We start from the raw sequence: 25,026 nt of genomic DNA, 5'->3' as shown, positions 1-25,026 counted from the left end.
ATCGCCGCAGGAGGAGAGCGTCTACACTCTCGTTACCATCAAAGCGATCCATCGAGGTCGTTTCGTTCAAGGAGTGTTTCATGCAAGTCGTCAATCTCAAATCCCCCGGTGGCCTGGATCAACTCAAGCTTCACGAGGTCGAAGGCCCCGGCGAGCCGGGGCCGGGGGAGATCCGGGTCCGTCTCCACGCCAGCTCGCTCAACTTTCATGACTATATCGTCGTCAGCGGCAAATCTCCGACCGAAGAAGGGCGAATCCCCATGGCCGATGGCGCGGGTGTCGTCGAGGCCGTGGGCAAGGGTGTCACGGAGTTCGCGGTCGGCGATCGTGTCGTCTCCACCTTTTTCCCGCACTGGCTCGAAGGGCCGGCGCGGGTGGCCGACTTCAAGACGGTGCCGGGCGACGGCGTCGACGGCTACGCCCGCGAGCAAGTGGTGCGGCCCGCCCAGTGGTTCACTCACGCCCCCGAAGGCTACTCCCATGCCGAAGCCGCCACGCTGACCACGGCGGGGCTGACGGCCTGGCGTGCGCTGGTCGTCGACGGCGGGCTCAAGGCGGGGGACACCGTGCTAACGCTGGGGACCGGCGGCGTCTCGATCTTTGCGCTGCAGCTTGCCAAGGCGATGGGCGCGACCGTCATCTCCACCTCGTCTTCCGAAGACAAGATCGCCCGCCTGAAGGCGCTGGGCGCCGATTATACGATCAACTACCGCGAAGAGCCGGAGTGGGGCAAGAAGGTCCAGCAATTGACTGACGGGCGCGGTGCCGATCACGTCATCGAAGTCGGCGGCCCGGGCACGTTGCCGCAGTCCATCGATGCCGTGGCCATTGCCGGGCATATCTCGCTGATCGGCGTGCTGACCGGTCGCGGCGGGGATATTCCCACCTCCAAGCTGATGGCGAAGCAGGCGCGGCTGCAGGGCCTGATCGTCGGCAGCCACCGCCACCAGATCGAGATGATCCGCGCGCTCGAGGTCACCGGCCTCAAGCCGGTCATCGACTGCTCGTTCTCGCTGGACCGGATTGCCGACGCCTTCCGTCATCAGGAATCCGGCAAGCACTTCGGCAAGATCTGTCTGGAGTTTTAAGCGCTTGGCAGGAAGAGATACGAAGCGCCAGAACGACAGCGCCGCTGGGCTATCCCGGCGGCGCTTTTTATCGTCTCGGTATCAGGTATCCGACTTGCGAGAGGCGGGGCGCAGATCGTAATCGAAGTACTGGTGCATTAGGTCTTCGAACGTGCCGTCGGCGTAGACACTGTCCAGCGCCTGATTGAAGACTTCGGCCAGTTCCTTGTCGCGGGGGCGAACCGCAATCGCGTTGCCTTTGCCGAAGATCGATTCCGGGCGGTCGATCCGCGGGCCGACCTGAACGAACTGGCTGTCGGGGTTGCCGATCTCCAGCGAGTCCAGCGCGACCGGATAGTTGAGGAAAGCCAGATCGAGCCGCTGCGACTCCAGATCCAGCGCGACATCCGCCGCCGTGGCGTAGCGCTGGATATCCAGCGTATCGGCGTACTGCTGGGTGATGTAGCTATCCTGCGTGGTGCCTCGCTGCACGCCCACCGATAGCCCCTTCAGCGAGGCCGGATCGTCGAGAGAGATATCGCTGCCGCGCCGCGCCACCCAGACCTTCGGCGACATGGCGTATGGCCTGGTGAACAGCACCTGGCGTTCGCGCGCCGGCGTGATGCGCATCGATGACATGATGGCGTCGTACTTGCGCGAGAGCAGCCCGGGGATGATGCCGTCCCAGCCCTGAACGACCCACTCGCAGTCGAGCTTGGCACGCTCGCAGAGGATATTGCCCAGATCGATCTCGAAGCCTTCCAGCTCGCCAGCGGCGTTGTGATACTCGAATGGCGGGTAGGGCACGTCGACGGCAATGCGCACGTGCTGCGGTGCCGCGGCATGCGCACCGGTAGCCAGACCCAGGCCAAGGGCCATTACCGCGAAGGGGCGGGCAAAGCGAGCGTTGAAACGTTGTGTCACGCGGAAAAATCCTTTGTCGATGGGCTTTCGAGGGCCCTTTTTGCTTGTTGGCGATCTACCGACAACGGCGCCCTGGGGTTCATGGCGCCGTCGCCAACATGGTGACGCAGCCGATAGTGAATGACCAGTGCGGCCAACGCTGACCGGGCACGAGGGAATTCACCTTTCCAAGGCGCTGGCCAACCTGTAGCTTGGCGTTATCGGTGTCGCGACGCCTTCCGCGTTCATGATCGTGACGCGTTCGAGTCGCCGGGACGACCTACCTCTGATTTTCTGACCGGGAACCTTTCATGCAGACACCTGTGACCGCCTTGTCCGTCGCCGCCCGCCAGCCGTGGCGGTGGCTGTTGCTGCTGGTATTGATGCTGTCGCTCTCCGGCTGCGGCATCAACAACATTCCGACGCTGGACGAGAAGGTGAAGTCGGCCTGGTCCCAGGTCGAGAACCAGTACCAGCGCCGTGCGGATCTGGTGCCCAACCTGGTGGAGACGGTGAAAGGCTTCGCCAGCCAGGAACGGGAAACGCTGACCGCCGTGACCGAGGCGCGAGCGAAGGCGACCTCGATCCAGGTCGACGCCGATACGCTGAACGATCCTCAGAAAATGCAGCAGTTCCAGCAGGCCCAGGGCCAGTTGACCGGTGCGCTGAGCCGGCTGATGGCGGTTTCCGAGCGCTACCCGGAACTGAAGTCGAACCAGAACTTCCTGGCGCTGCAGTCGCAACTGGAAGGGACCGAGAACCGGATCGCCGTGGCGCGACGGGATTTCATTCAGGCGGTCGAGGCGTACAACACCGAGATCCGCACCTTCCCCGGCAAGATCTGGCATAGCGTGCTCTACAGCGACATGCCGATTCGCGAGAACTTCGAAGCCACCACGGAGAATGCCGATCAGGCGCCCAAGGTGGAGTTCTGATGCGCTTGCCGGTTCGACAATCGTACAAGTGCGCTGCGTCGCTGATGCTTGGTCTATGGCTACTGGCCTTTGCGCTGGTCGCGCAGGCGGCGCCGGATTTCCCCGAGCTTACCGGCCGGGTCGTCGACAATGCCGAGCTGCTCGACCCCGCTACCCAGTCGCAACTGACCGATATGCTGGCGGCCCACGAAGAGGCGACCTCCGAGCAAGTGGTGGTAGTCACGCTGCCGGATCTGCAGGGTGAAACCATCGAGGATTACGGCTACCAGCTCGGGCGACACTGGGGTATCGGCCAGGAGGGCGAGGACAACGGCGCGCTGCTGATCGTGGCGGTGGACGAGCGCGCCGTGCGCATCGAGGTCGGCTACGGCCTCGAGGGCCGGCTGACCGACGCCCAGTCTTCGATGATCATCAACCAGATCATCACGCCGGCGTTTCGCGAGGGCGACTTCGCCGGCGGCATTACCCGCGGGGCCGAAGCGATGGTCAAGGTGCTGGGTGGCGATCCCATGGCGGAAGCGGCGCCGCAGCAACAGCCCGATCGGCAAGCGTCACGCCATATCGGCGGCGCAGGTTTCTGGTTCTTTGCGCTGTTCATGATCGTCATGCTGATCGTTCGTAGTGGCGGCGGCGGTGGTGGTCGTGGCGGCAAACGTCGCCGGCGCCGTGGCGGTTTGGGCGGTTTCCTGCTCGGCGGTGCGTTGGGTAGTGGAATGGGTGGCGGTTTCGGAGATTCCGGCGGCTTCGGCGGTGGGGGCTTCGGTGGCGGTGGCGGCGGTTTCGGCGGCGGCGGTGCCTCCGGTGGCTGGTAGACGACAGGATAACGACAGCATGTCTTTATTGAACGAAAGCGAACAGCGGCAGGTCGGCGACGCGATCACGCGGATCGAGCGCGACACCGATGCCGAAGTCGTTACTGTCCTGGCACGCCAGGCCGATGATTACACCTACATCCCGCTGCTGTGGGCCGGGCTGACGGCGCTCATCGTGCCGGGTGCGCTGAGCGTCATCGCCAACTGGCTGGGTTGGCTGGACGGCGTCAGCGCCTGGTATCTGCTGCTGGTGCAGTGGCTGGTCTTCATCGTGCTGGCGGTGGTGTTTCGGTTGCCGTCGATACTCACTCGGCTGATTCCGCGCCATGTGCGCTTCTGGCGCGCTTCCAACCTGGCCAGGCGCCAGTTCCTGGAGCAGAACCTGCACCATACCGACGCCGGTACCGGCATGCTGATCTTCGTCTCGGAAGCCGAGCGCTACGTGGAGATCATCGTCGATCGCGGGATCTCGGCCCAGTTGAGCGACGACAGCTGGCAGTCGATCGTCGAAGCGTTCACTGCCCGTGTCAAAGCCGGCGAGACGCTGCAAGGCTTTCTCGACTGCATCGAGAGCTGTGGCGACCTGCTGAAGGCTCATGTGCCGGCGACCCACGAGCGTAACGAGCTGCCCAATCGGCTGGTCGTGCTCGACTAGGCTTCCCGCGCCGGCACGGGGCCGGCATCCGGATACGACAACGCCACCGTCGATGACGGTGGCGTTGTCGTTGATGCCGAGTCGGACGTTGTGGGTCAGACGTTGCCGTTGGGCGTGCCGCCGCCACTGCGGCGTTGGCCACCCTGCGAACGCCGCCGACGACGTGCAGGCGCGTCGCCATTGCGGTTGCCGCTGTCGCCCCGGTTGCCTTCGCTGCGATTGCCACTGGCGCCGCTGCGCTGGCCCGAGGATGAGCCACGGCCACCGCCGTTGCCGCGTCCGCCCGCGTTGTTGCCGCGGCCGCCACCATTACCGCGACGCTGGCCACCGCGTGGCTGACGGCCCTCGTTGTCGTCGACCTTGGGGCCGCCGCCGGGTGTCGGTTCGAACCCTTCCACCGCTTCGCTGTTCAGGCGCTGGCTGATCAGACGCTCGATGCCGGCCAGCTCCTTCTTCTCGTCCAGGCTCACCAGCGAGACAGCCTGACCGCTGGCGCCGGCGCGGCCGGTACGGCCGATACGGTGGACGTAGTCTTCCGCCACGTTGGGCAGCTCGAAGTTGACCACCTGCGGCAGCTGGTCGATGTCCAGTCCGCGGGCGGCAATATCGGTCGCGATCAGGGCGCGGACGCTGCCGCTCTTGAAGTCGGCCAGCGCCTTGGTACGCGCATTCTGGCTCTTGTTGCCGTGAATCGCCGCCGCCTCGATACCCTGGCCTTCCAGATACTTGGTCAGACGGTTGGCACCATGCTTGGTACGGGTGAAGACCAGCACCTGCTGCCACTGATGCGTCTGGATCAGGTGCGACAGCAGCGCCGGCTTGCGGCTCTTGTCCACCGGATGGACCCACTGCTTCACTGTCGCCGCCGCGGCGTTGCGCGGCGTGACCGACAGCTCGACCGGATCGTTGACCAGGCCCTTGGCGAGATTGCGGATATCGTTGGAGAAGGTCGCCGAGAACAGCAGATTCTGACGCTGCTTGGGCAGCACGGCCAGAATCTTGCGGATGTCGTGGATGAAGCCCATGTCGAGCATGCGATCCGCTTCATCGAGCACGAGGACTTCGAGCTTATCGAAGCGAACCACTTTCTGCTGATGGAGATCGAGCAGGCGGCCCGGCGTGGCGACGAGGATGTCGACGCCCTGGCGCAGGGTGGCGATCTGCGGGTTGATCTTGACCCCGCCGAAGACCACGGCGCTCTTGAGCGGCAGGTGCTTGCCGTAGGTCGCCACGCTTTCGCCCACCTGAGCGGCGAGTTCACGGGTCGGGGTCAGGATCAGGGCGCGTACCGGGATCTGTGAGCCGCCTTGGGGGCGCTCACCTTGAGACAGGCGGTGAAGAATCGGCAGGGTGAAACCTGCCGTCTTGCCGGTGCCGGTCTGTGCGGCTGCCATGACGTCTCTTCCCTCGAGGACGGCGGGAATCGCCTGTGACTGAATCGGGGAAGGGGTGTCGTAGCCCTGTTCGGCAACGGCTTTCAGCAACGGGGCACTAAGGCCCAGTGAGGCAAAACTCATTCGGTATTCTCTAGGTCGCGGCAAATGGCGAAGCGAAGCGGCTACGCTCTACCGGGGAATGCCAGTGCTGGCTGATGCGCCTGGAGGCGGCAAATAGGAGGGTCGTCAACTCTTTCAGCTTCGCGTGACGACGGTCAGACAGGTAACGGCAATGGGAACGCAGCTTAACGCATGTCTGCCCCCGCCGCCATCCCGGAGTCGCGACTATCGAGAATTGATCCGGCGGCTCGTCTGGCCCGGAAGGGGAAATGGCTCGGCACCAATGACAAGGGCTCCAGGCGAAGTAAGGACTGACTGGGGCGATGGCGGGATGTCACTGCGCCCGGCGCTGGCTATGCTGGTGCCACGATCGTGCTGGCGTGGATCGGGTAGCGTCGGCGTCGAATCCGGTTGGAAGGCTCGATAACGAACGAAGGAGATAGCGATGACCACTGCGACACGTCACTGGCTACTGGCCTGTGGTGTCAGCCTGATGCTGCCGATCGGCGTGGCCCAGGCCGCCGATTCAGCGCCGGCCAGTAACGGCGAACCGCAAGGCTCGACGCTGTGCACCAAGATTCCGATCCCCTGTGACGCGGTGATCGCCCACCGAGGCGCCTCCTACCAGGCACCGGAGTCGACCCGACCGGCCTACCTGCTGGCACGGGATCTGGGCGTCGACTATCTGGAGCTGGATCTGCAGCGCACCCAGGATGGCGTGCTGGTGGCCGTTCACGACAACTCGCTGGGTCGCAACACCAACGTCGCCGAGGTGTTCCCTGACCGGGCCGATGCGCCGGTGTCGAGTTTCACGCTGGACGAACTCAAGCGGCTCGACGCTGGCAGCTGGTTCAATGCCGCCTATCCGGATCGGGCCCGTGACAGTTATTCGGGGCTCGAGATCCTGACCCTGGATGAAGTGATCGATATCGCCGAAGAGGGCAATAATCACCCCGGGCTCTATATCGAAACCAAGGTGCCCGAGCAGTTTCCGGGGATCGAACAGGACCTGCGTGACAAGCTTGAGGCGCGGGGCTGGCTCGGCAAGGCAGCGAAATCTCGACCCGCCGCCGAACAGGGCGCCGTCAGGGTTGGCGATACGCCGGGCCGCGTGGTGATGCAGACCTTCTCGAAGGCCAGCCTGCAGGCGCTGGAAGAGGCCATGCCGCAGGTGCCGCGCGTGCTGCTGCTGTGGCTGGGCGAGGGCGGCATCGAGGCCGCACCGGGCAGGCCGCAGGGCGACGGCGAGAGCACCGCCGACTATTATGCGCGCCAGCAGGTCGCGTCACCCGAGGCATATCGATCCTGGCTCGATTTCGCCAAGGATCATGGTGCCATCGGTGTCGGACCTTCGGCGGTGCAATCCGAGCATGACGGCGCGTTCAGCAGCCAGTTCAGCTACATGGACCTGGCCGAGCCATGGATGATCGGCATGGCCCATGACGATGGCATGCTGGTGCATCTCTACACGGTCGACGAGCCGGCAGACTTCGAGCGTTATCGGCAGCGCGGCGTCGACGGCTTCTTCACCAACCGGCCGGAGCAGCTGCTGGAATTCTACGGCCAGCCGTCTCAGGATCAGGACGCCATTCTGAAGCGTTACGGCTACTGAGCCAGTTTTTGCAGCGTGTGCCGGTGTAGCGTCGGCGCCGAACACCTCTATTTATCGATTGAAGGATTGGAATCATGAACTCCTCGCGGCCACAGGCCAAGCCTACCGTACAGGTCGACAATGACCGAGTCACAGTCACCGAGTGGCGCTTCCCTCCGGGTGCCGAAACCGGCTGGCATGCGCATGAGCACGACTATGTCGTGGTGCCCCAGAGCACCGGCAAGCTCGAGCTCGAGACGCTGGATGGCCACACGTTTTCGGTGCTGGAAGCAGGAGTTTCCTACTATCGGGACAAGGGCGCCGAACATAACGTGGTCAACGCCAACGATAGCGAATTCGTGTTCGTCGAGATCGAGCTCAAGTAGCGCACGCGGGCTGCAAGACGATGGCGCCACCGCGATCCGTGGAGGATAATCGCGCCCCGGTTATCCTCCCTTCGTTACGGTATCGCCAGATGACTCAATCACACGTTCACGGCCCGGACTGTCAGCACGATCACAGCCACGACCATAGCCACGACCATAGCCACGACCATAGCCACGACCATAGCCACGACCATAGCCACGACCACGGCGCCCCCGGCCACGTTCATGGCCCGCACTGCCAGCATCACCACCACGAACCGCAAGCCCCGGTGCGTAACGCCTTCAAGGACGTGGGCCGCAACGACCCTTGCCCCTGCGGCAGCGGCAGGAAATTCAAGAAGTGCCACGCCGGTTGATATTGTTCGCCGTACTGGTGGCGCAGATCGGCGTTCGATAGCGCCAAGTGAATTGGCGCTCAGTCAAAAGGTGGTTCGACAGTACGAGACCGATAATCGTCGTGGCTGAAAACCGCAGCCGCATGGCGACACACTCGAGTTCAGGGGTACATCCGAACAGGGTCGCAGGGGCATTGCTGTCCAAATAGGAGAGATTCATGGCGCGTTCACAAGCGCTGCAACACGCCTGGCAAGCCTTCGACAGCGGCGACTTCCTGCGCCAGCTCGAGGCCCGCGTCGCGGTACGCAGCGAAAGCCAGGAAGCCGGGCGCGACGACGAGCTGCGGCGCTATCTGACCGATTTCGTGATTCCCGATATCGAGAAGCTGGGGTTCACCTGGGAGATCGTCGACAACCCGGTCGACGGCTTCGGGCCGCTCCTGCTGGCCGAGCGCATCGAAGCCGAGGCGGCGCTGACGCTGCTGACCTACGGCCACGGTGATGTGGTGCGGGGTTACGACAACCAGTGGCGCGAGGGGCTTTCGCCGTGGCGGGTCGTGATCGAAGGCGAGCGCTGGTACGGCCGCGGCACCGCCGACAACAAGGGCCAGCACACGCTCAATTTCGCCGCACTTGCGAGCGTCATCGCCGCGCGCGGTGGCACGTTGGGTTACAACGTCAAGTTGATCCTTGAAATGGGGGAGGAGACCGGCTCGCCAGGTTTGAAGGCGGTCTGCGAAGCCCATCGTGATCGCTTGGCGGCGGATCTGTTCATCGCTTCCGACGGCCCGCGCCTGTCGGCGGACTCGCCGACGCTGTTCCTCGGCTCCCGCGGCTCGTTCAATTTCGACCTGCGCCTGCGTGCCCGCGACGGTGCTCACCACTCCGGCAACTGGGGCGGGGTGCTTTCCAATCCGGCGACGCGGCTCGCCAACGCCTGGTCGACGCTGGTCGACGCCCACGGCAGGATCCTGATCGACGGCCTGCGACCGCCGGCCATACCGACTGCCGTGAAGGAGGCCGTTGCCTCCCTGGAGGTCGGCGCAACACCTGGCGACCCGACGGTCGACCCGAACTGGGGCGAGCCGGGCCTGTTGCCGCCGGAACGGCTGTTCGCCTGGAACACCCTGGAGCTGCTGGCGATCAAGGCCGGCAACCCGGACGCGCCGGTCAACGCCATTCCCGGGGAGGCCTACGCACACTGCCAACTGCGCTTCGTCGTCGGCAGCGACCGTGAACGCTTCCTCGATCATCTGCGCCAGCATCTCGACGCCCACGGCTTCGAGGATATCGAGGTCAGCAGCGCGCGCATGTCGCAGATGAACGCGACGCGGCTCGATCCGACGGACCCGTGGGTGAGCTGGGCGCTGGCATCGATGCGGGAATCCAGCGGCAAGACACCGACGCTGCTGCCCAACCTGGGCGGCTCGCTTCCCAATGATATCTTTGCCGAGACGCTCGGCCTGCCGACGCTGTGGGTGCCGCACTCCTATCCCGCCTGTTCCCAGCACGCGCCCGACGAGCACGCGCTGGCGAGCATCGTGCGGGAAGGCCTGGGTATCATGGCCGGGTTATGGTGGGATCTGGCCGAACAGGGCCGAGACATAGTGAAGGAGCGCGAGCAATGGCATCGCTGACCGACGCGGAAACGATGATGAACACGGCCTGCGACTGGCTCGCCAGCCAGCAGGCGGAGATGATCGAGGGCCTGAAGACGCTTGTCGATATCGACTCCAACAGTTACGACAAGGCCGGCACCGATGCGGTGGCGGATGTCATCGCCGAGTGGCTGGAGGCCGACGGGATTGCCGTGACGCGCACGCCGCGTCCGGAGTCCGGCGATATTCTCGAGGCGCGGCTGGAAGGCGATGGCAGCGACGCCAGCGCCGGCCATGTGCTGATGATGGGGCACCGGGATACGGTGTTTCCCACCGGCACGGTGGCCGAACGCGGTTTCACTCGAGAGGGCGATATCGGCTATGGCCCCGGCGTCGCCGACATGAAGGCAGGTCTGGTGCTGAACATCTTCGTGCTGCGGGCGCTCAAGCGGCTGGCACCGCTGCCGTTCCCGGTGCGGGCGCTGTTCACCGCGGACGAGGAGATCGGCTCTCGCGACGGCACGGCGTTCATTCGCGAAGCGGCCAGCGGGGCGCGAGCCGTGCTCAATGCCGAACCCGGCAGGATCAGCGGCAACGTGGTGACCGGGCGCAAGGGCGGTGCCGCCTTCCAGATCGAAGTGACCGGTGTGGCTGCACACTCTGGCGTCAGCCACGCCGACGGTGCCAGTGCCATCGAGGCGCTAGCGCGCAAGATCGTCAAGCTGCATGCGCTGACCGACTACGACAGCGGCGTGACCACCAATGTCGGCCTGATCGAGGGCGGCGTCTCGCGCAACACCGTGGCGCCTCGGGCCACGGCGCAGCTGGATACGCGCTTCGTCACCAACCAGCAGCGCGTCGAGCTGCTGGCGGCGATCGAGGCGATCATCGCCGAGGAAGAAGTCCCCGGAACGCAGGCGACGATTCGTCAGACCTCCGGCTTCCTGCCGATGGAGCCCGCCATGAGCGAGGCGCTGTTCGCGCGTTACCGGGCGCAGGCCGAGAAGCTCGGATTCAGCGTCGAGGGCGAGTTCACCGGCGGCTGTTCGGACGCCGGCACCACGGCGAGCCTGGGCATTCCCACGCTGTGCGGCACTGGCCCGGTCGGCGCCAAGATGCATACCGACGACGAGTATTGCCGTCTGGATACCTTCGTGCCGCGGGCGCAGGCGGTGGCCGCGACGATTCTGGATCTCGCCGCCGACGCGTCACGCTGAGACGCGCCGGGACAGCCTACGGAAACCGGCGGATGGCGGCTCAGCGGCGATCGGCGAAGCGGTCGGTCGCCCGTATCAGGGCGGCCAGAGTTTCGGGTTCGCTGAACGCGTGGCCGGCGGCCTCGATGATCTCGAGCGTCGCGTCGGGCCAGACCTTCGACAGATCCCAGGCGTTCTGAAGCGGGCAGACCATGTCGTAGCGGCCGTGAACGATCACCCCGGGAATGCCGGCGAGACGATCGGCCTGGCGTAACAGCTGGTCGTCGAATTCGAAGAAGCCCTTGTTGATGAAGTAATGATTCTCGATCCGCGCGAAGGCAAGGGCGAAATGATCGACGGCATGCGAGGCGGTGGCGTCGACGGGAATCAGCTTCGAAGTCTCGCCTTCCCAGACGCTCCAGCGGCGAGCCGCCTCGAGCTGGCGCTCGATATCATCGCCTTTGAGCAGTTCGTGAAAGGCGGGAATGATATCGTCGCGCTGTTCCTCGGGGAGGATTTCCACCAGCCGCTCCCATTTTTCGGGGAACATGTTGCGCGCGCCGTGCTTGTAGAACCAGTCGAGCTCCTGCTGGCGCATGGTGAAGATGCCGCGCAACACGAGTTCGCTGACACGCTCGGGGTGTCGCTCGGCGTAAGCGAGGGCCAGCGTCGAGCCCCAGGACCCGCCGAAGACCTGCCACCGTTCGGCACCGATCATCTCGCGCAGGCGTTCCATATCCTCGATCAGATGCCAGGTGGTGTTGTCGTCGAGACTGGCGTGCGGCGTCGAGCGGCCGCAGCCGCGCTGATCGAACAGCAGGATGTCGTAGCGGGCTGGGTCGAACAGCTGACGATGGATCGGTTTGCAGCCGCCGCCGGGGCCGCCGTGGAGAAAGACCACCGGCTTGCCGTCCGGGTTGCCGCAGCGCTCCCAGTAGACCTGATGGCCGTCGCCGGTATCCAGATGACCGTGGGCGTGAGGTTCGATAGGCGGATAGAGCGGATTGGATTCAGACATGGTTGACCTTGTTGGAAACGGGACGCTGTCATTGCACTGACAAAAAGCGTCGCGCTGACAAAAACGTTGCATTGACGAGAAACCAGCATAAAGGCCGCGTGGGGCAGGGGCCAGGCATGGCGCCGACTCGATGCGAGGCCGGTGATGTCGTCATGCGGCTCTGCTACTATCGTCGCCATTCAATTGGCTTCGGCGCGCCGAGATCGGTGCCGAGCTATCGTTTCGTTGCCGAGGGGGCGATCGCCAGCGCGGTCGAATCAGAGAGTCCATGAAATCACGTTCCGGCGATACCGGTTTTCGCCACCTGTTTCACTCCACGGGCTACTCGTTGAAGGGGCTGGTTGCCGCCTTTCGCAACGAGGCCGCCTTTCGCCAGGAGGTGGCGCTCTGCGTCATTCTGGTGCCGTTGGCTTGGTGGATCGGCGAGAATCCCGTCGAATGGCTGGTACTGGTCGGCAGCTGCGTCTTCGTGTTGATCGTCGAGCTGCTAAACAGTGCGGTGGAGACGGTCGTCGATCGAATCGGCCCCGAACATCACGAACTTTCCGGGCGAGCCAAGGATATCGGGTCCGCGGCGGTGATGCTGGCGCTGGGCATGGCGGCGGTGACCTGGGGGTTGTTGGCCTGGGACAAGTTCTTCGGCTGAATTCCCAGACCCACCGTCCGCCCCGCGAGTTCGATACCAATCGACACCTTCTGGCTCGACTCAAACCGGCGCTTCCAGATCCCGTGGGCTATCGATGTCCCGCCAGATGCCGGCATCGTCGACGTCGATGGCGTGAACGGCTTGGCGATTCGCCTGCACGACATCCCTGGCTCCTTCACCTCCTTTCAGTTCGGCCAGTGCCGGCCACAGATCACGCCCGAACAGCACCGGATGGCCACGTTTCCCTTGGTGGCGCGGCATGACGATGCGTCCCGAGTCGGCGTGCCGGTTGAGACTGGCGCAGGTGGTGGCGTTCAGCCACGGCATGTCGGCCAGAACCACGGCGGCGGCGATAGCGCTGTCTTGCTGTGAGATCAACTCCCGAAACGCGTCGCCGAGACTGCCTCCCAGCCCGTGGCCGGCATGCGGGGCCGCCATGCGGTGGAGATCCTCGTAGCCCGCCAGGGCTTCGCCCAAGTCATCCTCCGGACGGGTGATCAGCCAGCATCGCGGATAGACCTGCGAGACGGTTGCCAGCGTCGTCTCCAGCAGGGTTCGCCCGTCATCCAGCCTGGCCCGGCGCTTGTCGCTGCCGAACCGGCGGGAGACGCCAGCGGCCATGACCAGCGCGACGATATCGGGCGTCTGCTCCTTGCCCCGAAACTCACAGCTCATGGCGTGACTTGCCGCGACGCACGCGCAGAATGTCGGCGACCACGGCGAGGGCGATCTCGGCGGGGGTCTTGCTGTCGAGATTGAGCCCGATCGGCATGTAAATCCGCGAGATGGCTTCGTCATCCAGGCCGCCGGAGCGCTTCAGGCGCTCGGCGCGCTTCTCGGAGGTGGGCTTCGACCCCATCACGCCGATGTAGAACGCTGACGTGCGCACGGCTTCGATCATCGCCAGGTCATCGATGCGGGGATCGTGGGTCAGGGCGACGATGGCGGTGGCGGCGTGAGTGGCGCCGGAGCCGATGAACAGCGACGGCAGCACCGCCTGCACCTCGACGCCTTCGACCCGAAAATCGCGGCGGGCCTCTTCTCTCGGGTCGCAGACGATCACTTCGAACCCTAGCGCGCGGGCGAATTCGGCACAGAAGTGCGATACCGGCGAGATGCCGGCGATGATCAGGCGCAGGGCCGGGCCGACGCGAAGCTGGACGATCTGGCCGTCGCGCTCGACCCGCGGGCCGTTTTCGCCGGCCTCGACGAAGCGTTTGCGACCGCTTTCCAGGTCGATCCGGCGTACCAGCGAACGTTGGCCCAGCAGCGTGGCGTGCAGCACTTCCAGATGCGTCAGGGTGGCGGCATCCGGCGTCAGGCGCTCCACCAGCACGTCCAGAATGCCGCCGCAGGGTAGCGAAACCTGGGGAGATTCGTCGGCCCCTTCACCGTAGCGAACCACCGACAGCGCATCGCCGAAATGCCCCTCGGCGATCCTGCCGAGAAAGTCCTCCTCGATGCATCCCCCGGAGAGCGAGCCGACATGGCTGCCGTCCGCTTTCGCGACCAGCATCGAGCCCGGCTCGCGCGGCGACGAGCCGAAGGTCGCCAGCACGCTGCAGAGCCAGATCGTCTCGCCGTCGTTGGCCCATTCGAGGGCGGTATCGAGAACCTGTAGATCGAGATGTTGCATGTTGCATCCGTTGTTATGCGGGAATGCCGCGTCGTCTATAACGGGCCGGGGTCGTCGTGGTCTCTAGGGTCTGTTGACGTTTCATGCACGGCCGCGCCGGAGCCAGTTTTTGTGCGGGGCAAGGCGTGAGGAGCGTAGTTTGGTCATTCCAAATGAACGACGAATAACGCAGCACCGTGCAAAAACTGGCCCGGCCCTTCGGGTTGCGCGGCAAATGGCGCCATGCGGCGTTGCGGGATTGGAAAAGGGAACCACCCTTCTCTGCATCCCGCGCCTGGCCTGGCGCCATTTGGCGCAGCAACGCGGTTCGCGCTGAAACGTCAACAGACCCTAGGATAAGCGATCGTCGACCGGGCATGACAGCCGATGATGTCAGTGCCGGGCCAGCTGCTTGCAGAAGTCCTCGAAGCGCCCGCTGTAGTAGTGCTCGCGCGGCCAGCCGGTGCGCGGAAGGTAGAAGAACATCTCTTCGAGACGTGACTTGATGGTGACGTGGTTCTTGGTGTCGATGACGAACACGTGCTTGCCCTTGGCGTCGTTGGGGCTTTCGGCCAGCTGGCGCAGGATGAAGCGCACCAGCGAGTCCTCCTGCGGCATGCTGTAGCCGACGATCACCAGCACGTCGGTTTCCCGCAGCAGGCGCACCGCCTTGGGAAACACCTGATGGAAGTAGGGCTCGTCGTAATCCTGAACCTGAGAGGGCAGGATCAGCAGGGGCGGCTCCTGACGAATCTCCGCATCGCTGCGGCGTCGGTATTCGAAGTCGAACCCCTGTGCCGTGGGCAGGATCTCGAACCCGCCGTTGATCTTGATCACGTTGCGGTCGACGGTTCGCGGCAGGTGCTCCCAGATCGAGCCGCCGCAGATGCGCTGCGGCGTGACGCCGCGATAGAGCCTTCCGAATACCGGCGCCTGCTGGCGATAGACATGCTCGAGAATGGTCTCGATGGTGAAGTCGTAATTGGTGGTCAGAAAGTGATAGAGCGGCCAGTTCTCGTCGAGGCCGGCCCGACCGGCACGATCTTCCAGCGAGGCGAAGAACTGCATGATCGCGCGCTGGCCTTCGCTATCGTAGGGCGAGGTGAAGCGTAGCGTGTCGTCATCGACGTTGTGGATGTCGCAGGCGGCGCTGAAGCGGCGCATGACCAGGGTGCGCAGCTCATGGATGCTCAGGCGCAGGTTCTGATCGTCGAAGTAGCGATTGCGGATATCGGGATAGCGCACCTGCATGTCGAGGACGTAGCGCAGGTTCTTGAAGCGCTCGAAGTCCAGATGGCGGTAGTCCTCCCAGCCGATGACGTGCATCACGTGCTGGAGATTGGGAAAGTCGCGAATGTCGTCGAGATCGATGGCGAACAGCTCGCCGTCCGTGGGCGAGCGCGGGTCCCACGCCTTGGAGAACCCGGCTCCGCACCAGAAGGTGACCACGGGCGGCTTGCGCAGGTCGAAGTCCTGATCCAGCAGCCCGGTCATCTGCGTTTCGAACGCCTCGACCGTGGCGGCATTGCTGATGTCGGTGGAGGACATCGAATCAACTCGCCTGCATCGACGGGGCATCCACGTCATCGAGACCGATGTCGACTGCCGGTGCCGACTGGGTGATACGACCGACCGAGATGAAATCGACGCCGGTTTCGGCGATATCGCGAATCGTCTCCAGGCGCACGCCGCCGGAAGCTTCCAGCGGCACGCGGCCGTCCACCAGTTCGACGGCCCTGCGCATCGTCTCGACCGGCATGTTGTCGAGCATGATCACGTCCGCACCGGCCGCCAGCGCTTCTTCCACCTGATCCAGCCGGTCGCACTCCACCTCGATGCGCGTCAGCACCGGCACCCGTGATCTGGCCCGTGCCACGGCTTCGGCGATGCCGCCGCAGACCGCGATGTGGTTGTCTTTCAGCATCACTCCGCTGTCCAGACCGAGACGATGGTTGCGGCCGCCGCCACAGGCCACGGCGTGTTTTTCCAGCGCGCGCAGGCCGGGCGTGGTCTTGCGGGTATCGACCAGTTGCGCGCCGGTCCCGGCAATCCGTTCGACGTACCGGGCGGTAAGCGTGGCGATGCCGGACAGATGCTGGATCAGGTTCAGCGCCGTACGCTCCACCGTCAGCAGGCTGCGGGCCGGGCCTTGCAGCCGCATCAGCACGGCACCCTCCGGCACCGTCTGGCCGTCCGTCGCCAGCCGTTCGATATCGATACCGGCATCGTAGAGCGAGAAGACGCGCGCCGCGACAGCGAGCCCGGCGATGGTCATCGGCTCCCGCGCGCGCATCTCGAAACGGCCCGTCATGGCTTCATCGACCATCAGGGTGGCGGTCAGGTCTACATGGCCGATGTCTTCCTGCAGGAAGTCGCGCAGGCGCGCGTCGAGCGCCATGGGATCCATCTGCCAGACGGTCGAGGTGTTCGATACGTTCGAAACGTTCGCGGCGTTAGAGACGTTCGAGGCGTTCGAGGAAAGATGCGTTGCGGTCATTGAAAATTCCATTGCGGTTTCATCGTCCCCGAGACTATCGCGTTATCATGATCCCGCCGCAGCCTCGGGGTATCGACTATAGAGACTCGGGGACCTGAGGCAGAACTCGAATAATGATCATTCAAACATAGCAGGGGAATCGCCAATGAGTGCTCGGCGCTGGATATGGGGCGTCTGGATACTGGTCCTTTCATGTTACGTCGTGCCGTATGGCATGCTCGGCCAGGTCCAGGCCTGGTACGGCAGCTTTCTGTTCTGGTGCGTCGTCGGTGTGCTGGTCATCGTGGCCAATGTCATGATCACGCGTTCCTTCCGGGATGAGGCCCCTCGCGACACGGCGTCTCGGAGAGACACGATTTCCGCTGACGGGGAGAAGCGACCATGACGACCGGACTGATCTGGAGCGCGGTCATCGTCTACTTGATCGTGGGCCTGGGCGTTGCCTTTCTCTCGCGCGGCAGGACGACCAACGGGGCCGGCGTCGACATGTCCGGCTACTTTCTCGGAAACCGGCAGATGAACGGTTTCGTCTCGGCGTTGAGCTACAGCGCCACGACCTACAGCGCCTTCATGATGGTGGGGCTGGCGGGGTTGACCTACGCCGGCGGCGTCGGGGCGTTCGGCTTCGAGATCGTCTATTTCGCCGGCGTGTCGCTGGTGGCGATCTTCGGGCCCAAGTTCTGGGCAGTGGGCAAGCGCTTCGGTTATGTCACCCCCAGCGAAATGCTGGGTCACCGCTACGCTGACAAGAAGGTCGCCGTGGCGACCGCGGCGGCGAGCTGCCTGTTCCTCATTCCCTACGCGGCGGTGCAACTGGCCGGCGTCGGCTATCTGCTGGCGGGGATGAGCGGCGGGGCGATCTCGTTCACTACCGGCGTGGTGGTGGCGACGATCCTGGCGATTCTGTTCTCCTATATTGCCGGGATTCGTTCGGTGATGTGGACGGACTCGCTGCAGGCGCTGTTCATGATCGTCGCCTCGACGCTGGTCGCGCTGCTGGTGGTGCACTCGCTTGGCGGCTTCTCGGCGCTGTTCGAGACGCTCGCCACGGAGCATCCGGCCTCTCTCGCCGTGCCCGGGCCGGGGCTGTTCAGCTTCACGACGTTCCTGGGGCTGACGATTCCGTGGTTCTTCTTCAGCCTCTCCAACCCTCAGGTGAGCCAGCGGCTGTTCATGCCGGCATCGCTCCGTTCGATGCGCCAGATGCTGATCGGCTTTCTGATCTTCGGCTTCATCTACACCGTGGTGTCGGTGCTGTGGGGTTTCTCGGCGCTGGTGGCGTTCCCCGATCTGGCCAAGTCCGATCTGGCGACGCCGACGCTGCTGGCCTCCGAGCACGTGCCGCCGGTGCTGGGCGTGATCGTGATGGTGGGGATTCTCGCCGCGGCGGTGTCGACCATCGATTCGATCATGCTGACGCTCTCCTCGATGCTGTCGCGGGATGTCTACGCCAATATGGCGACCGGCGCCAGCGAGGCGAAGCAGCTCAAGGTGGGCAAATGGGTACTGCCGATCGTTGCCATTCTCGCCTTCCTGTTCGCGGAGCTGCAGCTCAGCCTGATCGCGGTGCTTTCGGTCGCGGCTTCCACCGGCCTGGTCGTCATCGTGCCGGCGATCATCGGCGCCTTCTACTGGAAGCGCGGTACGGCGGCCGGCGCGCTGGCGAGCATCGTCATCGGTGGCCTGGTCGTCATTGCGCTCTACGTGAGTGGCGCCAAACCGCTGGGACTGCCGCCGGGCATCTGGGCGCTACCGGTCTCGGTGCTGCTGTTCGTCGGGGCGAGCCTGCTGACCCGACCGAAACGCGAGCTGGCCGAAGCGTTCATGCGCACCGCTGGCACTGGTCAGTCGGATCGGACTGCCGATCCTGCGGCACGCTCCGCCGACGTTTCCTGAGCCCTCGCCGGCTTCTCATTCGACATCCAGCCCAGCGATTCGCTGGGCTTTTTCGTTACCCGCTTTTGACAGCACCAGCAGGACGACCCACATCGCCGCGACCAGCGGGATCAACGTCATGTTGAGCGTCTGCCAGCCGAGCCAGGCATTCAGCGGGCCGGCCAGCAGCGCGGAGAGCGTCGTCAGCGAGAAGACGGCGCAGTCGTTGATGGCCTGGACGCGGGGCGCCTCGCCGGGCTGGTAGGTGGTGGTCAGCCAGGCGCTGGCGGACAGGAAGGTGAAGTTCCAGCCCAGCCCAAGCAGGAAGAGGCCGATGGCGAAGGTCCAGAATGACGCGGGCAACAGCGTGCAAAGCAGGCTGGCGAGCAGACTCAGCGAACCCAGAGCGATCATGCGCTGATGCCCGAAGCGCCGGGTCAGATCACCGGTGACGAACGAGGGCGCGAACATCGCCAGGATATGCCACTGAATGACGTTGGTGACGTCGCCGAAGTCGTGTCCGGCGTGGGACATGGCCAGTGGTGTCGCGGTCATTGCCAGGTTCATGGTGGCGTAGCTCAAGGTGGCGATGGCGATAGCTGCCAGCAGCCGGGGCTGACGTAGCAGAACGCCGGGCCGGCGAGGCGTGGCCGGGGCGGCGGCGGTGGCGGTAGCGTGAGGGGAGGGCAGGTCGAGCCGTGTCAGCAACAGCAGTGCCGATACGTAGAGCACGGCCAGGCCGACGAAACAGCCCAGAAAGGGCGTCTCGAAGCCGTGCTGTGAAGTCCGCGCCAGCCAGGGGCCGAGGAAGGCCGCGATGACGCCGCCGGCCATTACCAGGCTGAGCGCGCGATCGCGCTGGGCGGGGCCAGCCGCATCGATGGCGGCAAAGCGGTACAGCATGCCGGCGCCGATGCTCATGCCGATGGCGAAGGTGCCGAGATTGAACAGCGGAAACGCGGAAAGCCTCAGCGCCAGCATGCAGATAGCGATACCGACGAGCCCGACGCCGTTGGCAATGACGAAGGTTCGCTTGCGCCCCAGTCTGGCGGTCAGCCAGCCGGACGGCAGGGTCGCTGCCGTCAGCCCGAGCAACTGGGCGGCAACGGGCAGCGTGCTCCAGTCGGCGCTGCCGGCGAGTCGATCACCGATTAGCGGCGAAACGGCGATGAGCAGGATGTTGCCGCTGACCAGCAGGGCCTGACATAGCGCCAGGCCCCAGACGGCGAGCGGCAGGCGCCGGGAAACGGTCTTCGTCATGAGGCATCTCGCGTTTCGACGTTGGATGGGGCGCGGCCGAACCGGGCGCGATAAGTGCTGGGTGCCAGGCCATAGCGGCGTTGGAACTGGCGGCGTAGCTGCTCGGCCCCGCCGACACGGCAGTGCTCGGCAATTTGCGTCAGCGAAGCGTCGCTCTCTGCCAGCAGGCGACGGGCCGATTCGAGTCGCAGACGGGTCAGGAACTCGATCGGCGTCATCTGCAACTGCTGGCGAAACAGCCGCTGGAAATGGCGCGGAGTGACGGCGATCACTTCGGCCAGACGTTCGCTGTTCCAGTCCGCCAGCGGGTCGTTCAGCACCCGGTCGATCAGCCTCCTCAGCCTGCCGGGACTGGCGAGCTGGCAACGCAGCCCTTCGCTGAACTGCGCCTGATCGCCGGGCCGATGCAGAAACATCACCAGTTCGCGGGCGACTTCTCCGGCGAGACGGTGGTCATGGTCCTGGGCGACGAGTGCCAGCGCCAGGTCCATGCCCGCGGTGACGCCGGCACTGGTATAGATCCCGCCGCTTTCCCGGTAGAGCGCGTCGGCGGCGACATCGACCTCGGGAAACTCCCGCGCCAGCCGTTCGGCCTGGCGCCAGTGCGTCGTGACGCAGCGGCCATCGAGCAGCCCGGCGCGGGCCAGCGCAAAGGCGCCGGTACAGATCGAGCCGACACGCGGCGTGGCGGCCGCCTGCCGGGCCAGTGTCTGGATGACCTCGTCGTCGAGATCGTGTACGCCGTGGCCGCCGGCCACGAGCAGCGTGTCGCCGGGTGGTGTGTCGGCCGACCGACCGCCGAGCGGGTGAGTGGCCACCAGCGTCATGCCGCCATTGGTGCGGATCTCGCCGGGCGCGATGGCGTTCAGGCGCAGTTCGTAGTGCGGCCGCCCCAGCAACGTGTTGGCGCTGGCGAAGACCTGCCAGGGCCCGCTGGCATCCAGCAGTTGGCAGTTCGGATAGATGAAGAGATCGACGGTATGCGACATGGGATCGTCCTCGGAGTCTGGAGGCTAGTCTGCGAGAGTGGCGTCATGTCGGCAAGGACGCGGACCCCACCGAAACCGTCATCATGCGTCGGCATTCGAATGATGCGGAGCCGGCGGCAAGCCGAGGGCGAGGAGAGCCGAAGCGGAAAGCTGGAAGGCAGGGGAAAGGAACGGAGCGGAACGGTCGCGGCATTGGGGGGGGAAGGGCGCCAACGAAAACGCCGCCGGAGTGGCCTCCGGCGGCGTATGGCTGGCTGGATACGTGGCGATCAGGCGAGATCGAAACGATCCAGGTTCATCACCTTGGTCCAGGCCGCCACGAAGTCCTCGACGAACTTCTGTCTGGCGTCGTCGCTGGCGTAGACCTCGGCCAGGGCGCGCAGGACAGAGTGCGAGCCGAAGATCAGATCGTTGCGCGTTGCGGTGTACTTGACCGCGTCGCTGTCGCGCGAACGTCCCTCGAACCGCTCGGACTCTGCATCCGCCGGCGTCCAGACGGTGTTCATGTCCAGCAGGTTGACGAAGAAGTCATTGCTGAGCACGCCGACGTTGTCGGTCAGCACGCCGACATCGGAGCCGTCATAGTTGGCGCCGAGAACGCGAAGGCCGCCGACCAGTACGGTCATCTCCGGGGCGGTCAGGGTCAACTGCTGCGCCTTGTCGACCAGCAGCGACTCGGTGGGCGCGCCCTGCCGGCCACGCTTGTAGTTGCGGAAGCCGTCTGCCCGCGGCTCCATCACCGCGAAGGAGGCGACATCGGTCTGCTCCTGGGTGGCGTCGACACGGCCCGGCGCGAACGGCACCTCCATCTCCACGCCTGCCGCCCTGGCGGCCTGTTCGATGCCGACGCTGCCCGCCAGCACGATCACGTCCGCCAGTGACGCCTTGCCGGATGTCTCCTGTATGCGCTGGAGCGTCGGCAGTGTCTGGCTGGCGATCCGGTTGACCTCCCAGTCCTTCTGCGGTGCCAGCGCCAGCCGGGCGCCGTTGGCGCCCCCGCGCTTGTCGCCGCCGCGGAAGGTCGAAGCCGAAGCCCAGGCAGTCGCCACCAGTTGCGAGACCGAGAGACCCGAGTCGGCGATCTGCGCCTTGATCTCGGCGATGTCATCCAAGCTCGGCTGGTGCGTCGGTGCGGGCAGCGGATCCTGCCAGACCAGGTCTTCCTGCGGCACTTCCGGGCCGAGGTAACGGGCCTTCGGCCCCATGTCGCGATGGGTCAGCTTGAACCAGGCGCGGGCGAAGGCGTCGTCGAAGGCCTGCGGGTCCTCGAGGAAGCGCCGGGAAATCTTCTCGAACTCCGGATCGAAGCGCAGCGTCAGGTCCGTGGTGAGCATCGTCGGCTTGCGCATCTTCGAAGGATCGAACGGGTCGGGGATCGACGCCTCGGCGTCCTTGGCTTGCCACTGGATGGCGCCGGCCGGGCTGCGCACCTGTTCCCACTCGTATTTGAACAGGTTCTCGAAGAAGTGGATGCTCCAGCGCGTCGGCGTCTGGGTCCAGATGACTTCAAGGCCGGAGATGGTGGCATCGGCACCCACGCCGCTGCCGTGGGCGTTGGCCCAGCCGAGCCCCTGCGACTCGATCGACGCGGCTTCCGGATCGGCACCGATCGCTTCGGCGGGGCCGGCACCGTGGGTCTTGCCCAGGGTATGGCCGCCGGCGATCAGCGCGACGATCTCTTCGTCGTCCATGGCCATGTTGCCGAAGGTCGCGCGAATGGCCGGGGCGGCGGAGAGCGGGTCGCCGCTGGCGTTGGGGCCTTCCGGGTTGACGTAGATCAGGCCCATCTCGGTGGCGCCGAGCGGCTGGTCGGCCAGCGTGGTCGGGTCGCGGTGTTCGAGCCAGGTTTTCTCGTCGCCCCAGTTGACGTCCATGTCGGGTTCCCAGACGTCTTCACGCCCACCGGCGAAGCCGAAGGTGCGGAAGCCCGAAGACTCCAGCGCCACGTTGCCGGCGAGGACGATCAGGTCGGCCCAGGAGATGTTCTGGCCATACTTGCGCTTGACCGGCCACAGCAGACGGCGCGCCTTGTCCAGGCTGACGTTGTCCGGCCAGCTGTTGAGCGGGGCGAAGCGCTGCTGGCCGCGACCGGCGCCACCGCGACCGTCGGCGAGACGGTAGGTGCCCGCACTGTGCCAGGCCATACGAATGAACAGGCCGATATAGGTACCCCAATCAGCCGGCCACCAGGCCTGCGACTCGGTCAGCGTCTTCTCCAGATCGGCTTTCAGCGCCGCGTAGTCGAGCTGCTGGAAGGCTTCGCGGTAGTCGAAATCGCTATCCAGCGGGTTGGAGCGCTCGGAATGCTGGTTCAGCAGGTCCACGCGAAGCTGATTGGGCCACCAGTCGGCATTGACGGTGCCACCACCGGCGACATGCGTCTTGGCGCCCTCGGATACGGTCGTTCCGGAGTGGCCGAAGGGGCATCTGGATTCGGTTTCGTGCGACATTCTCTTATCTCACCTGTTCGTCTCGTCAATCCGGGCGTTCCCTGGCGTCGCGGTCTGCGAGTCTTCGTTCAAGGCCAGTCGGCCGACTCGATGGCGCCAGGGCTGAAACAGAGACTACTGGGCAAGCTTTTATTATAGAAATTAAATGATAAGAAAAAATCGATAGTAAATTGCTATTTCTAGCAGGCCTTCATCGTCGTAAGGCTGGCGGTTTCCTGGCTCATTCTTTAGTCGTTTCTGTCCGTCTTCAGGGCTTATCGGCTATCGATGCGTGAGGATTAGGATTATCATTCTCTGCGCATTAATAACGTGCTAATTATATTTTTTTGGAGGCCAGGCCATGGCAGATGCCACATCACGGGTTATCAGAATCGGCGGCGCGTCGGCGATTCTCTTGGGCAGTCTTGGGGTGATGGGTTCCGCGCAGGCGTATTCGGCTTTTTCTCCGGATTCCCCCTACATGCTGGGAGATTGGGGCGGCGAGCGCACCGCGCTGGAAGAGGCCGGCGTATCCTTCGACTTCGACTACGTGGGCGAAGCGGCGACTATTCTCGATGGCGGCTACCGCGACAGCCACGTGAGCAAATACGCGGACCAGTTCGCGGTCGGTGCCAACTTCGATCTGGATCGTCTGCTGGGCGTTCCGGATGCGGAATTTCAGGTCACCGTCACCAACCGTAACGGGCATAGCGTCAACGACCGGATGAGCGATCCGGACGCGACGGTCGGCGGCTCCTCGGTGCAGGAAGTGCAAGGGCGCGGGCCGGTGACGCGGCTGACGCAGTTCTGGTATCGCCAGCGCTTCTTCGACAATGCCCTGGCGGTCAAGCTGGGCCGAATCCCGTTCGGCGATGACTTCGCCACCATCGACAGCAATTTCCAGAACCTGGCCTTCGGTGGCGCGCAACCCGGCAACTGGGGCAACAACATCTACAACTGGCCGATCGCCCAGTGGGCAGCGGTGATCCGTGCCAATATCACGCCCGAATGGTACGCCCAGGTCGGCGCGTTCAACATCAACGACAGCAACCTGGAAAACGATAACGGCTTCGACCTGCGCACCAGCGGCACCGAGGGGACGCTGTTCCCGGTGGAACTGGGTTATACCCCGACGCTGAACGGCATGGCCGGCGCCTACAAGCTCGGGTTCTATACCCAGAACGTCGACAACCGCGCCTATGGCGACGGCCCGGCGGATCGCACCAGCGATACCAACACCGGGCTCTACTACGTGGTCCAGCAGCAGGTGACGACACGCGATGGCAGCCCGGATCGCGGGCTGACGCTGTTCAGCATGGGCAACACCAACCATGGCGATACGGCGGGTATCGATCGTTATGTCTCGATCGGCGCAACCTACGAAGGGCCGTTCGACGCGCGTCCGCAGGACGATGCCGGCATCGGTCTTGCGTATCTGCATGTCAACGACGATGTCAACGACTTCGTCGATTATCACAACGCCACGCCGAGCGGTTCGCTCTCGCCGCTGCCGCGCCAGGGCCACGAGTACGACGCCGAGGTCTACTACAGCTTCAATCTGACCGGCTACCTGACGCTGCGGCCCAACCTGCAGTACGTGGTCAATCCGTCGGCAGTGGATTCGGTGGACAATGCCTGGGTGGCGGGTACGACGATCAAGGCGAGCTTCTGATCAAGGCGAGCTTCCAGCCTGCCGGCGCGGTTCGCGATGATCGACGCGCGA

23 protein-coding genes are annotated in these 25,026 nt (G+C 64.7%); 13 read left to right on the top strand and 10 right to left on the bottom strand.

Going from position 1 to position 25,026, the window contains the following annotated elements:
* Nucleotides 1-80 precede the first annotated feature (80 nt).
* Nucleotides 81-1,088 carry an NAD(P)-dependent alcohol dehydrogenase gene (locus BC443_RS00325; protein WP_071229839.1) on the top strand — a complete coding sequence of 336 codons (1,008 nt, stop codon included), beginning with the start codon at nucleotides 81-83 and terminating at the stop codon, nucleotides 1,086-1,088.
* An 81-nt stretch (nucleotides 1,089-1,169) separates the two neighbouring features.
* Here BC443_RS00325 and BC443_RS00320 read toward each other — a convergent pair whose 3' ends face one another.
* Complete coding sequence (locus tag BC443_RS00320; RefSeq protein WP_247643180.1) at nucleotides 1,170-1,991, bottom strand: transporter substrate-binding domain-containing protein; 822 nt, start codon at nucleotides 1,989-1,991, stop codon at nucleotides 1,170-1,172.
* A gap of 290 nt (nucleotides 1,992-2,281) precedes the next feature.
* Between BC443_RS00320 and BC443_RS00315 the strand changes: the two genes are divergently transcribed.
* Genes BC443_RS00315 through BC443_RS00305 form a run of 3 tightly spaced genes read left to right on the top strand, consistent with a single transcriptional unit; the run spans nucleotide 2,282 to nucleotide 4,372 of the window.
* The gene (locus tag BC443_RS00315) at nucleotides 2,282-2,905 is read left to right on the top strand and encodes a LemA family protein (RefSeq protein WP_071229838.1); all 624 of its coding nucleotides are present in this window, start codon (nucleotides 2,282-2,284) and stop codon (nucleotides 2,903-2,905) included.
* Nucleotides 2,905-3,717: a TPM domain-containing protein gene (locus BC443_RS00310; RefSeq protein ID WP_071229837.1), complete on the top strand. Its 813-nt coding sequence runs from the start codon at nucleotides 2,905-2,907 to the stop codon at nucleotides 3,715-3,717. Before BC443_RS00315 ends, BC443_RS00310 begins: the two co-directional genes overlap by 1 nt.
* A 19-nt stretch (nucleotides 3,718-3,736) precedes the next feature.
* The gene (locus tag BC443_RS00305) at nucleotides 3,737-4,372 is read left to right on the top strand and encodes a TPM domain-containing protein (RefSeq protein WP_071229836.1); all 636 of its coding nucleotides are present in this window, start codon (nucleotides 3,737-3,739) and stop codon (nucleotides 4,370-4,372) included.
* A 95-nt stretch (nucleotides 4,373-4,467) separates the two neighbouring features.
* Here the strand turns inward: BC443_RS00305 and BC443_RS00300 are convergent, their stop codons facing one another.
* A complete protein-coding gene (locus tag BC443_RS00300; RefSeq protein WP_071229835.1) occupies nucleotides 4,468-5,889 on the bottom strand; it encodes a DEAD/DEAH box helicase in 1,422 nt (473 codons plus the stop codon).
* Nucleotides 5,890-6,313: 424 nt separating this feature from the next.
* Here BC443_RS00300 and BC443_RS00295 point away from each other — a divergent pair, with 424 nt between their 5' ends.
* The 5 genes from BC443_RS00295 to BC443_RS00275 all read left to right on the top strand — a co-directional run bounded on the left by BC443_RS00295 (nucleotide 6,314) and on the right by BC443_RS00275 (nucleotide 10,995).
* Nucleotides 6,314-7,480: a glycerophosphodiester phosphodiesterase gene (locus BC443_RS00295; protein WP_071229834.1), complete on the top strand. Its 1,167-nt coding sequence runs from the start codon at nucleotides 6,314-6,316 to the stop codon at nucleotides 7,478-7,480.
* Nucleotides 7,481-7,554: 74 nt separating this feature from the next.
* Nucleotides 7,555-7,845 carry a cupin domain-containing protein gene (locus tag BC443_RS00290; protein WP_071229833.1) on the top strand — a complete coding sequence of 97 codons (291 nt, stop codon included), beginning with the start codon at nucleotides 7,555-7,557 and terminating at the stop codon, nucleotides 7,843-7,845.
* 89 nt (nucleotides 7,846-7,934) lie between these two features.
* The gene (locus BC443_RS18050; protein WP_083387125.1) at nucleotides 7,935-8,201 is read left to right on the top strand and encodes an SEC-C metal-binding domain-containing protein; all 267 of its coding nucleotides are present in this window, start codon (nucleotides 7,935-7,937) and stop codon (nucleotides 8,199-8,201) included.
* Between the two features lie 197 nt (nucleotides 8,202-8,398).
* Nucleotides 8,399-9,817 carry a M20 family metallopeptidase gene (locus BC443_RS00280; protein ID WP_071229831.1) on the top strand — a complete coding sequence of 473 codons (1,419 nt, stop codon included), beginning with the start codon at nucleotides 8,399-8,401 and terminating at the stop codon, nucleotides 9,815-9,817.
* Nucleotides 9,805-10,995, top strand: coding sequence for a M20 family metallopeptidase (locus tag BC443_RS00275; protein WP_208625264.1), 1,191 nt, complete (start codon nucleotides 9,805-9,807; stop codon nucleotides 10,993-10,995). Before BC443_RS00280 ends, BC443_RS00275 begins: the two co-directional genes overlap by 13 nt.
* A 40-nt stretch (nucleotides 10,996-11,035) precedes the next feature.
* Here BC443_RS00275 and pip read toward each other — a convergent pair whose 3' ends face one another.
* Complete coding sequence (pip, locus tag BC443_RS00270; protein ID WP_071229830.1) at nucleotides 11,036-11,992, bottom strand: prolyl aminopeptidase; 957 nt, start codon at nucleotides 11,990-11,992, stop codon at nucleotides 11,036-11,038.
* A gap of 268 nt (nucleotides 11,993-12,260) precedes the next feature.
* On the opposite strand from pip, the gene BC443_RS00265 reads away from it, so the two are divergent.
* Complete coding sequence (locus BC443_RS00265; protein ID WP_071229829.1) at nucleotides 12,261-12,638, top strand: diacylglycerol kinase; 378 nt, start codon at nucleotides 12,261-12,263, stop codon at nucleotides 12,636-12,638.
* A 60-nt stretch (nucleotides 12,639-12,698) separates the two neighbouring features.
* Here BC443_RS00265 and BC443_RS00260 read toward each other — a convergent pair whose 3' ends face one another.
* The 4 genes from BC443_RS00260 to nadC form a co-directional block, all read right to left on the bottom strand.
* Nucleotides 12,699-13,313: a nucleotidyltransferase family protein gene (locus BC443_RS00260; protein ID WP_071229828.1), complete on the bottom strand. Its 615-nt coding sequence runs from the start codon at nucleotides 13,311-13,313 to the stop codon at nucleotides 12,699-12,701.
* Complete coding sequence (locus tag BC443_RS00255; RefSeq protein WP_071229827.1) at nucleotides 13,303-14,274, bottom strand: XdhC family protein; 972 nt, start codon at nucleotides 14,272-14,274, stop codon at nucleotides 13,303-13,305. Before BC443_RS00255 ends, BC443_RS00260 begins: the two co-directional genes overlap by 11 nt.
* Before the next feature lie 372 nt (nucleotides 14,275-14,646).
* Nucleotides 14,647-15,801 (bottom strand): SIR2 family protein, encoded by a 1,155-nt coding sequence (locus BC443_RS00250; RefSeq protein ID WP_071229826.1) that lies wholly within the window; start codon nucleotides 15,799-15,801, stop codon nucleotides 14,647-14,649.
* 4 nt (nucleotides 15,802-15,805) lie between these two features.
* Nucleotides 15,806-16,750 carry a carboxylating nicotinate-nucleotide diphosphorylase gene (gene nadC, locus BC443_RS00245; RefSeq protein ID WP_210766218.1) on the bottom strand — a complete coding sequence of 315 codons (945 nt, stop codon included), beginning with the start codon at nucleotides 16,748-16,750 and terminating at the stop codon, nucleotides 15,806-15,808.
* Between the two features lie 145 nt (nucleotides 16,751-16,895).
* Here nadC and BC443_RS00240 point away from each other — a divergent pair, with 145 nt between their 5' ends.
* Both BC443_RS00240 and BC443_RS00235 read left to right on the top strand, forming a co-directional pair.
* Nucleotides 16,896-17,135 carry a hypothetical protein gene (locus BC443_RS00240; RefSeq protein ID WP_071229825.1) on the top strand — a complete coding sequence of 80 codons (240 nt, stop codon included), beginning with the start codon at nucleotides 16,896-16,898 and terminating at the stop codon, nucleotides 17,133-17,135.
* Nucleotides 17,132-18,646, top strand: a complete 1,515-nt coding sequence (locus BC443_RS00235; protein WP_071229824.1) for a sodium:solute symporter family protein — start codon at nucleotides 17,132-17,134, stop codon at nucleotides 18,644-18,646. Before BC443_RS00240 ends, BC443_RS00235 begins: the two co-directional genes overlap by 4 nt.
* Before the next feature lie 15 nt (nucleotides 18,647-18,661).
* Here the strand turns inward: BC443_RS00235 and BC443_RS00230 are convergent, their stop codons facing one another.
* The 3 genes from BC443_RS00230 to katG all read right to left on the bottom strand — a co-directional run bounded on the left by BC443_RS00230 (nucleotide 18,662) and on the right by katG (nucleotide 23,324).
* The gene (locus BC443_RS00230) at nucleotides 18,662-19,885 is read right to left on the bottom strand and encodes an MFS transporter (protein ID WP_071229823.1); all 1,224 of its coding nucleotides are present in this window, start codon (nucleotides 19,883-19,885) and stop codon (nucleotides 18,662-18,664) included.
* Nucleotides 19,882-20,874, bottom strand: a complete 993-nt coding sequence (locus BC443_RS00225) for a helix-turn-helix domain-containing protein (protein ID WP_071229822.1) — start codon at nucleotides 20,872-20,874, stop codon at nucleotides 19,882-19,884. The genes BC443_RS00230 and BC443_RS00225 overlap by 4 nt, the downstream gene beginning before the upstream one ends.
* Before the next feature lie 269 nt (nucleotides 20,875-21,143).
* A complete protein-coding gene (gene katG, locus BC443_RS00220) occupies nucleotides 21,144-23,324 on the bottom strand; it encodes a catalase/peroxidase HPI (protein WP_071229821.1) in 2,181 nt (726 codons plus the stop codon).
* Between the two features lie 340 nt (nucleotides 23,325-23,664).
* Between katG and BC443_RS00215 the strand changes: the two genes are divergently transcribed.
* On the top strand, nucleotides 23,665-24,975 hold the full coding sequence (locus BC443_RS00215; protein ID WP_071229820.1) for a carbohydrate porin: 1,311 nt from the start codon (nucleotides 23,665-23,667) through the stop codon (nucleotides 24,973-24,975).
* Nucleotides 24,976-25,026: the final 51 nt, after the last annotated feature.

Source organism: Salinicola sp. MIT1003 (genome assembly GCF_001858555.1).
GTDB classification, from domain to species: Bacteria; Pseudomonadota; Gammaproteobacteria; order Pseudomonadales; family Halomonadaceae; genus Salinicola; species Salinicola salarius.
The sequence above is the reverse complement of the archived record's forward strand: the minus strand, read 5'-3'. Positions and strand labels throughout refer to the sequence as shown.

Coding starts and splice junctions, on each gene's coding strand:
- nadC (WP_210766218.1), bottom strand. CDS start 16,750: ATGACCGCAACGCATCTTTCCTCGAACGCCTCGAACGTCTCTAACGCC.
- BC443_RS18050 (WP_083387125.1), top strand. CDS start 7,935: ATGACTCAATCACACGTTCACGGCCCGGACTGTCAGCACGATCACAGC.
- BC443_RS00325 (WP_071229839.1), top strand. CDS start 81: ATGCAAGTCGTCAATCTCAAATCCCCCGGTGGCCTGGATCAACTCAAG.
- BC443_RS00225 (WP_071229822.1), bottom strand. CDS start 20,874: ATGTCGCATACCGTCGATCTCTTCATCTATCCGAACTGCCAACTGCTG.
- BC443_RS00290 (WP_071229833.1), top strand. CDS start 7,555: ATGAACTCCTCGCGGCCACAGGCCAAGCCTACCGTACAGGTCGACAAT.
- BC443_RS00310 (WP_071229837.1), top strand. CDS start 2,905: ATGCGCTTGCCGGTTCGACAATCGTACAAGTGCGCTGCGTCGCTGATG.
- BC443_RS00240 (WP_071229825.1), top strand. CDS start 16,896: ATGAGTGCTCGGCGCTGGATATGGGGCGTCTGGATACTGGTCCTTTCA.
- katG (WP_071229821.1), bottom strand. CDS start 23,324: ATGTCGCACGAAACCGAATCCAGATGCCCCTTCGGCCACTCCGGAACG.
- pip (WP_071229830.1), bottom strand. CDS start 11,992: ATGTCTGAATCCAATCCGCTCTATCCGCCTATCGAACCTCACGCCCAC.
- BC443_RS00295 (WP_071229834.1), top strand. CDS start 6,314: ATGACCACTGCGACACGTCACTGGCTACTGGCCTGTGGTGTCAGCCTG.
- BC443_RS00215 (WP_071229820.1), top strand. CDS start 23,665: ATGGCAGATGCCACATCACGGGTTATCAGAATCGGCGGCGCGTCGGCG.
- BC443_RS00305 (WP_071229836.1), top strand. CDS start 3,737: ATGTCTTTATTGAACGAAAGCGAACAGCGGCAGGTCGGCGACGCGATC.
- BC443_RS00235 (WP_071229824.1), top strand. CDS start 17,132: ATGACGACCGGACTGATCTGGAGCGCGGTCATCGTCTACTTGATCGTG.
- BC443_RS00300 (WP_071229835.1), bottom strand. CDS start 5,889: ATGAGTTTTGCCTCACTGGGCCTTAGTGCCCCGTTGCTGAAAGCCGTT.
- BC443_RS00230 (WP_071229823.1), bottom strand. CDS start 19,885: ATGACGAAGACCGTTTCCCGGCGCCTGCCGCTCGCCGTCTGGGGCCTG.
- BC443_RS00255 (WP_071229827.1), bottom strand. CDS start 14,274: ATGCAACATCTCGATCTACAGGTTCTCGATACCGCCCTCGAATGGGCC.
- BC443_RS00315 (WP_071229838.1), top strand. CDS start 2,282: ATGCAGACACCTGTGACCGCCTTGTCCGTCGCCGCCCGCCAGCCGTGG.
- BC443_RS00250 (WP_071229826.1), bottom strand. CDS start 15,801: ATGTCCTCCACCGACATCAGCAATGCCGCCACGGTCGAGGCGTTCGAA.
- BC443_RS00260 (WP_071229828.1), bottom strand. CDS start 13,313: ATGAGCTGTGAGTTTCGGGGCAAGGAGCAGACGCCCGATATCGTCGCG.
- BC443_RS00280 (WP_071229831.1), top strand. CDS start 8,399: ATGGCGCGTTCACAAGCGCTGCAACACGCCTGGCAAGCCTTCGACAGC.
- BC443_RS00275 (WP_208625264.1), top strand. CDS start 9,805: ATGGCATCGCTGACCGACGCGGAAACGATGATGAACACGGCCTGCGAC.
- BC443_RS00265 (WP_071229829.1), top strand. CDS start 12,261: ATGAAATCACGTTCCGGCGATACCGGTTTTCGCCACCTGTTTCACTCC.